The 7271-nt window shown below is 65.9% G+C and carries 9 protein-coding genes; 4 read left to right on the forward strand and 5 right to left on the reverse strand.

Going from position 1 to position 7271, the window contains the following annotated elements; genetic code table 11:
* From J7J55_02515 to J7J55_02530, 4 genes are all read left to right on the forward strand, one after another.
* Nucleotides 1–511: hypothetical protein (locus tag J7J55_02515; protein MCD6141580.1), on the forward strand; the 511-nt coding region annotated here is incomplete at its 5' end.
* Entirely contained in the window at nucleotides 508–1089 is a 582-nt protein-coding gene (gene maf / locus J7J55_02520) for a septum formation protein Maf (protein MCD6141581.1), read from the forward strand. The genes J7J55_02515 and maf, both read left to right, overlap by 4 nt.
* 21 nt (nucleotides 1090–1110) lie before the next feature.
* On the forward strand, nucleotides 1111–1971 hold the full coding sequence (gene panB, locus J7J55_02525; protein ID MCD6141582.1) for a 3-methyl-2-oxobutanoate hydroxymethyltransferase: 861 nt from the start codon (nucleotides 1111–1113) through the stop codon (nucleotides 1969–1971).
* Nucleotides 1964–3229, forward strand: a complete 1266-nt coding sequence (locus J7J55_02530) for a hypothetical protein (protein ID MCD6141583.1) — start codon at nucleotides 1964–1966, stop codon at nucleotides 3227–3229. The genes panB and J7J55_02530 overlap by 8 nt, the downstream gene beginning before the upstream one ends.
* On the opposite strand, the gene J7J55_02535 is transcribed toward J7J55_02530, so the two are convergent.
* The 5 genes from J7J55_02535 to J7J55_02555 all read right to left on the reverse strand — a co-directional run bounded on the left by J7J55_02535 (nucleotide 3226) and on the right by J7J55_02555 (nucleotide 7250).
* On the reverse strand, nucleotides 3226–4866 hold the full coding sequence (locus tag J7J55_02535) for an alkaline phosphatase family protein (protein ID MCD6141584.1): 1641 nt from the start codon (nucleotides 4864–4866) through the stop codon (nucleotides 3226–3228). The genes J7J55_02530 and J7J55_02535 overlap by 4 nt on opposite strands.
* Nucleotides 4863–5726 (reverse strand): glycosyltransferase, encoded by an 864-nt coding sequence (locus tag J7J55_02540; protein MCD6141585.1) that lies wholly within the window; start codon nucleotides 5724–5726, stop codon nucleotides 4863–4865. Before J7J55_02540 ends, J7J55_02535 begins: the two co-directional genes overlap by 4 nt.
* A gap of 117 nt (nucleotides 5727–5843) precedes the next feature.
* Complete coding sequence (locus tag J7J55_02545) at nucleotides 5844–6323, reverse strand: CinA family protein (GenBank protein MCD6141586.1); 480 nt, start codon at nucleotides 6321–6323, stop codon at nucleotides 5844–5846.
* Between the two features lie 4 nt (nucleotides 6324–6327).
* Complete coding sequence (locus J7J55_02550) at nucleotides 6328–7008, reverse strand: endonuclease III (GenBank protein MCD6141587.1); 681 nt, start codon at nucleotides 7006–7008, stop codon at nucleotides 6328–6330.
* Nucleotides 7005–7250, reverse strand: coding sequence for a hypothetical protein (locus J7J55_02555; protein ID MCD6141588.1), 246 nt, complete (start codon nucleotides 7248–7250; stop codon nucleotides 7005–7007). The genes J7J55_02550 and J7J55_02555 overlap by 4 nt, the downstream gene beginning before the upstream one ends.
* Between the last annotated feature and the right edge of the window lie 21 nt (nucleotides 7251–7271).

Raw genomic sequence — 7271 nt, forward strand, 5'->3', positions numbered from 1 at the left:
CTCCCCGGCGCCCGAGATCACCCCACCGCCTCAGGTGACCGACCTCACATCCGTCCTGACCGGGGGGGATTTCTCCCCGCAGGCGGTTGCCGCACTCCTCGGGATCGACCAGAACCTCGTCGGAACACTCGTGATCAGATCGCGGGGTGAGGAGCTGCGGCTCCTCCTCATCCGTCTTGAGGCCGGAGTGCGGAACGGCCTGTTCGGGGAGGATCTGCTAGCCAGCATCGATCCGCTCATCGGAACAGGGGCGGTGATGGTGTGGGCCCTCTCCCCGACCGGGGCACAGTTCTCCCCGTGGCGATTCTACATCCAACAGGGCGGGACGAACTATGTCTTCTTCAGTCCCTCCTCGTTTGCCGCCCTCACCCCCGGATTCCTCGACACAAAACGGGTCGAGCCCGGGACGATCGCCGCCGGGGTGATCAAGCTTCCCAAGGGAGTCAAGCGCGACGCCGTTTTCTCGGTCTACTACGGAACTTCCAAGGTCGATTTCGCACCGCTGCCGTGAAACTGATCCTCGCCTCGTCCTCGCCGCGGCGGATCGAGCTATTATCCCGGATTACCTCGAATTTCATCGCCATCCCGAGCGACGTCGACGAGTCCACGTCCGGCCCGCCGGAGGCCCGGGTCCTCGCCCTCGCGCGGGCGAAGGCGGAGTGGGTGGCGAGGCGGCATCACGGCCTGGTGATCGGGGCGGACACGATCGTCGTCCTCGACGACGAACCTCTGGGAAAGCCCGCGTCCCGGGCCGCAGCGCGGGAGATGCTCGCGAGATTGAGCGGGAGGTCGCACCGTGTCCTCACCGGTCTCCACGTCGTCTCCACGTTCACCGGCCAGTGGCAGGAATCGTGCGAGGAGACCGAGGTCGTCTTCCGGGAGCTGGCCGACGAAGAGATCGAGTGGTACCTGGACACGGGCGAGTACACGGACAAGGCCGGAGGGTACGGGATTCAGGGGAAGGGGGCGATCTTCGTGGAGAAGATCCGCGGGGACTACTTCAACGTGATGGGCCTCCCCCTCTGTCGCCTCTACCTGATGCTGCGCTCCCTCGGCTACCGATTGCCCCGCGGCCCGGCCGACGGATAGAATCTGCGAAAAGGAGGTCAAATGGCGCAGGGAAAGAAGCTATCGATCATCGATCTGCAGAGGATGAAACAGGAGGGGGAGAAGATCGCGTGGATCACCGCGTACGATTACCCGACCGCCCAGTTCGCCGCGGCGGCGGGGATGGACATGCTCCTCGTCGGGGACTCCCTCGGGATGTGCGTCTACGGGTACGAGAGCACCGTGCCGGTGACGATGGATCAATGCATCGTCCACTGCCAGGCGGTCCGGCGCGGAGCGCCGAACACGTTCGTCCTCGGAGACATGCCGTTCATGAGCTATCAGGGAAGCGACGCCGAGGCGGTAAAGAACGCGGGGCGGTTCATCAAGGAGGCCGGGGTCGACGGGATCAAGCTCGAGGGCGGGAAGCGCGTCATCAGCCGGATCAAAGCGATCCTCGACGCCGGGATCGTCGTCTGCGGCCACATCGGGCTCACTCCGCAGAGCTCGGGGCAGCTCGGCGGGCACAAGGCGCAGGGGCGCACGGTCGCCTCGGCCAAGCTTTTGATCGAGGACGCCCTGGCGATCGAGGAGGCCGGAGCGCAGATGCTCCTCCTCGAGGCTGTCCCGCCCGAGGTCGCCGGGTTCATCGCGAAGAAGCTCTCCATCCCGGTCTTAAGCATCGGCGCCGGCCCGTACTGCGACGGGCAGCTCCTCATCGTCTCCGATCTGATCGGCCAGTTCCAGGCGTTCACCCCGAAGTTCGTGAAGAAGTACGCCAACGTCGCGCAGGTGGTGACCGATGCCCTCTCCGCGTACATCGACGACGTCAAGGCGGGGAGGTTCCCGGCGGACGAGCACTGCTACCACATGCTCAAGGGAGAGAAGGAGAAGTTCGAGGAGTTGATCAAGGACTATGAGTGACCTGAAAGATCGCCTCACGATCCCGCCCGAGAATCTGGAAGAGATAAACCGGGCGATCCTCGATCCGAAAAATGAGATCGTAAACGAATTCCTCGCGATCGTCTCCCGTTACGGGACCCCGGAGGAGATAAACGCGAAGGCGGCCGAGGCGCGCGCGCTACCGAACCTCCTTCGCCGCCTGGAGGAGATCGGCTCCCCCTATCTGAAGGATCTCGAGTGGCTGACCAAGGCCCGCGACGAGGGGGCGTTCGTCTCGATCTCCGAGTTCCGGCGCAAGGTCCTCGGAAATCGGGCCGATTCGATGAGCTTCAAGGACGACTACGCCGTCACCCTGGAGATAAGCGCGCTTCAGTTCTTCCCCTGGCTGATCTCCGAGGCGAAACACGCGATCGAGCACCGCGAGGTGATGCCCGGCCGCTACATCCGCGTTCGCAGCATGCGCGAGCAGGTGGAGGACAACGGTGACACCCTCGCCGTTGCTGCTGCGATGCAGATCGTCGGGGCGAGCTACGTCGAGACCCTCGACACCAAGGGGACGGACGGCTCGAACATCCACCTCGGCGGGCCGGAGACGATCACCGGCTACTTCGGCGGGGTCGGGCAGCCGAACGAGCACGCCCTGCAGTGGGTCGACGAGTTCCTCCACTACTACACGACCTACGGGATAAGGCAGGTATTGAACATCAACCCCGGGACCGTCCTCCTCGGCTACTTCCTCCACAAGCTCGGGATCGACGTCGAGTTCAAGATCTCGGTCTACATGGGGAACGACAATCCCTACGCCGCTCTGTGGACCCTGATCGGGGCGAAGCTCTTCGCCCGGGCCGACGGGACGACATCGCTCGTCGGGTTCAACTGGTCGAACTCGGTGAACAACGAGACGATCGAGAAGACCGCCCCGATCCGCCGCGCGCTCGGGTTCGAGGACGTCGTCCGGTTCGAGCATCACATCACCGAGACCTACAAGTCGATCGTGATCCAGCCGTACGATCGGACCGAGGAGCTCGTGGCCCTCGCCGACCACGTGAAGAACATCTCGGCCAAGCACGAGGGGGCCGGGCCGGAGGTCGACGCGCAGCGGGAGCATCCATCCGATATCCTCGAGTACTTCCTCACCAAGGAGGAGATCGAGGAGAAGGGGCTGATGCCCTACCTTGAGCAGAACTACCTCGACAAGCACGCAGCGGTGAACCGGACCGCGGCCGCCCTCACCGAGAAGGGGCTTTCGTTCATCGCGGCGGGGAACCTCCACCGCTAGCTCAGATAGCCGAGCCCCCGCAGCCGCCGCTTCAGCTCCTCTTCGTCGGCGGCTGATGCCTCCACAGTCGCCGCGCCGCCGGGGAGGTCGAGATCAGAGAACCGGGGAGGATGGGCAGTCACGTATCCCTGCAAGTAGGCGTCGTCCCAGAGGCGTCCGTCCATGTAGCGCGGGATCTCGCAGCCGAGGAGGTAGAGGAGGTTGGGAGCGAGGTCGATCAACTGGGCTCCCTCGATTCTCGTCCCCGCTTGGAACGGCTTCCCTATCCCGATCATGATCCCGTCCATGCGGTGGTTGGCGCGGAGGAGGGGGCGGTCGAACAGGCGGTTCGAGTAGAACCCGGACGCCCCGGTGGCGATCGTGCGCAGGTCCTTGGGGATGAACATGATGTCCGGCGCCTCCTCCAAATGGGGACCGGAGTAGACCTCCTCCCGACGGTACGCCTCCCCGAGGAGCGGCTCGCCGGTATCCGGGTTTACTACGGAGTTCAACCGTTCGATCAGCTCATCCACGAGGGAGTCCCGCTCCGCCTCGGGGACGATCCCGTGCGGTTCACGCCCGCGCAGGTTGACGATCACGTGTCCGATATCGGCGCGGGAGTAGGCGCGCGTCCTGCCCCAGTCGATGTCGGAAAACGAGAGGAACAGCGCCCCGATCGCGCGGGCGATCACGCTGTCCCCGACGGCATCGACGAACGAGTTCGCCAGCCCAAGCCGGTAGGCGAACGGATAAAGCGCCAGTCCAAGCGACATCAGTCGCCGCTGGGTGAACCCGGCGCGGAACATCGCGCGCTTAAGCCTCCCTCCGAGCCCGCCCCGCAGCTGGAGGTAGCCCTCCTGCCACAGCCAGGTGTTGACCGAGAACGTGTACTCTTCCGGCCCCATCCCATGGTCAGAGATGAACACGACCGTCGCCCCCATCCCACGCGCCGTCTCCACCAGCTCCCCCACCAGCCGGTCGACCTCGCGGAATACGGTGAGAACCGGGTCGACCCCGTTCCGCACCATGCCCCACAGGTCGTGCTGCGCCTTGTCCGTTGTCTGGAGGTGGAGCACGAACAGGTCCCAATCGTGATTGGTCATGAAATAGCGGGCGGCGGCGGCCCTGCCGCGCGCGCTCGTGAGCAGCTCCTCCACCTTGGCGCGGACGGTGAACCGATGGGCGCACTCCGGGAAGAACCGGTACCCGGGCGCGGCACGGCGCAGCTCGGCGTACGCGGCCTTGGGGTAAGTGGGGGCCGGGTCGGACCGCGGGGTGAGCATCCCCGGCACGATCACCCCGTTCACGACGCGGGGCGGATAGGTGACCGGAATCCCGATGCTGATCACCTTGCGCCCCTGGGCGCTCGCGAGCTCCCACACCGTGGGGACAGCGATGTCACGGGAGTCGACCACCCGAAATCCGTACCCACCGGGCTTTTGCTTCGTCCATCCGAATATCCCGTGCTTCCCCGGATTGACCCCGGTCTGGAAGCTCGACCACGCCGGCCCGGTCAGGGGCGGAATGACGCTGCGCAGCTCCCCGATCGTCCCAGCCTGCACGTACTCCCGCAGGTGGGGGAGCTCCCCTGCGGCGATCCACGGGTCGATCACCGGGAATCCGACCCCGTCCAGTCCGACCACGAACACCTTGTTCATCCCAGCACCTCTTCGTACACCTCGACCAGTCGCTTCCCCACCGCCGCCAGGGAATGTTCCGCCACGAACGGGTAATCCGCAACCGTTCCCTCTTCGAGCGCGGCCCTGATTGCGGCCGTGAACTCGGGCACGTCCCGACCGCGCTGGATCCCTTCCCAACCGCGGTACACGGGAAGGTCACGCACGACGAGCGGCATCCCCACCGCGGCCGCCTCGAGGACGGCGAGGCCAAGGGATTCCCCATGCGAGGGGTGGAAATAGACGTCGCTCCCGTTGTACGCTGCCTCGGGTTCCGGGATGTAGCCGAGGAACCGGACGTTCCTCGGCCTCCGCCGGAGCGCGGCATCAAACCGCGGGCTGAAGTAGAAAAACCGGCTCGGTCGCGGACCAGCCCACAGGAATTGATACTCCGGGAGTGCCTGCGCGACGCGGAAGAAGTCCTCCACCCCCTTGAGCGGGATCACCTGCCCCACCGACAGGACGGTCGGGCAGTCGAGGCCGTATCGAGCCCGGAACTCCCGCCGTCGATTCGGATCGCGGACGAACCGGGCCAGATCGACCCCGCTCGACACGACGTGGATCGGGGTCGAACCGACGAGCGGGATCAACTCCTCCTGTGCCGGCGCGGACGGGACGATCACCGCGTCGACATGACGGACCAGACGGCGCAGGTGGGTGCGGTAGGCCGGGCCGATGATCCCGGGGAATGAGAACGCGCCGCGCAGCAGGCTGGGGAGGGAATGAATGCTCACCACCACCCGCCTCCCCTTCCGCCGAGCCGCGTCCGCGTAGTGGAGGGAGCGGGGGCCGATCCACTGCAGGTGGAGGAGGTCGTATTCTGCGCGCGGGTCGGTCGTCACCTCGATCCCACGGTGCTTCAGCCCCTGGATCTGATTGTTGGTCGCCGCCCCGATCCCGGAGCGGTCGACGAGGCCGTGGATCTCAAGGTAGACGCATACTTTGATGTTCGTTCCTTTCTAGATCGACTCCGCCCGGATGAGCTCAAGCACGAGTTCGAGCGCGGCCGCGGCGGAACTCGCCTTGTTCTCGACGCGGGTCCCGCTCCAACGGAAGCGGCGGCACTGCGCACCGCGCGGCCCCTCGACCCCGATGTACACGAGCCCGACCGGCTTGTCCGGCGTTCCCCCGCCCGGCCCGGCGATCCCGGTGATTCCGACCCCGATGTCGCTCTTGAGCAAGACACGGGCGCCGTGGGCCATCGCCCGCGCTGTCTCCTCGCTCACTGCCCCAACCGTCGCGAGAACCGTCCCCGGGACCCCGAGGAGGGCCTCCTTCACGTCGTTCTGGTAGGCGATCACCCCGCCGCGGAAGTAGTCCGATGACCCGGGGACATCGGTGATCCTGCTTCCGAGCAGCCCGCCGGTGCACGACTCAGCGACCGCGATCGTCAGTCCTCGCGTTCGCAGAATCTCTCCCAATTTTTCTTCCGGCTTCATATCTCTATTGTCCAACCTCCCCTTCCTCACGGCAAGGGGAGGCGGCCGTCGGGCACAGATCGCACAGCGGGCAGGAGCTGCACTTTGGCCGCCGCGGGGAACAGAGTTCGCGCCCGAGGCGGATCAGACCGAGGTGGAGCTGGGCCATCAGGGCAGGATCCGGAGGGAGGAGCGCGTTCATCTTCGCGTGCGGATCCTCCCTCGGACCGACCAGCCCGAGGCGGCGGGTGACGCGGGCGATGTGGGTGTCGACCGGGAAGTACGGCTTCCCGAACGAGAACAGAAGGACGATCCCGGCGGTCTTGCGCCCGACCCCGGGGAACGACAGGAGCCAGCTCAGCGCCGCATCGAGCGGAAGCTCTCCGAGGAAGGAAAGATCGAGTTTTCCCCGCTCGGCAGCGATCCGCGCGAGGACCTGCTTGATCCGCTCCCCCTTTCGGTGATGCAGCCCGCCGACCCTGATCGCCGCGGCGATCTCCTCCGGGGAGGCGTCCTTCACCGCCGCGAGCGATCCAAAGCGCTCCATCAGCGCGGCGTACGCCCGGTCGCGGTTGCGGTCGTTCGTGTTCTGGGACAGGATCGTTAGCACGAGCTCCTCCACCGGGTCGCGCCGTGTGACCTCGATCGACCCGTAGCGGTCGCGCAGTCTGGCCGCGATCTCCGTTATCTTGGCGGCTGGCTTCATTCTCCCAGCTTCACCTCCGCTCCGGCCGGGGCGTAGCGGAGGACCGCCTCGGGGAAGGCGGTGATCGAGGTATAGAGCCAGAACTGCCCCGCGCGCCGCTCCACTCCGACCCGGAGGCAGTGATAGAACTCGTAGAACACGCCGAACCCCGGGTTCGCGATCTTCCCCGCCCTGTACCCGCTGCTCAGGATGAGCCCCCAGCCCGATTTCTTAAAAACATCTGCACCGGCGCACGAGGCCATAACTATTTATCCCCGAGATCG

This window comes from Candidatus Bipolaricaulota bacterium, assembly GCA_021159055.1.
Taxonomy (GTDB): Bacteria; Bipolaricaulota; Bipolaricaulia; order UBA7950; family UBA9294; genus S016-54.

Bases quoted from the DNA above. Each gene is read 5' to 3' on its own strand.
- J7J55_02550 (MCD6141587.1), bottom strand. From the start codon at position 7,008: ATGAAGCCAGCCGCCAAGATAACGGAGATCGCGGCCAGACTGCGCGAC.
- J7J55_02530 (MCD6141583.1), top strand. From the start codon at position 1,964: ATGAGTGACCTGAAAGATCGCCTCACGATCCCGCCCGAGAATCTGGAA.
- panB (MCD6141582.1), top strand. From the start codon at position 1,111: ATGGCGCAGGGAAAGAAGCTATCGATCATCGATCTGCAGAGGATGAAA.
- J7J55_02535 (MCD6141584.1), bottom strand. From the start codon at position 4,866: ATGAACAAGGTGTTCGTGGTCGGACTGGACGGGGTCGGATTCCCGGTG.
- J7J55_02545 (MCD6141586.1), bottom strand. From the start codon at position 6,323: ATGAAGCCGGAAGAAAAATTGGGAGAGATTCTGCGAACGCGAGGACTG.
- J7J55_02555 (MCD6141588.1), bottom strand. From the start codon at position 7,250: ATGGCCTCGTGCGCCGGTGCAGATGTTTTTAAGAAATCGGGCTGGGGG.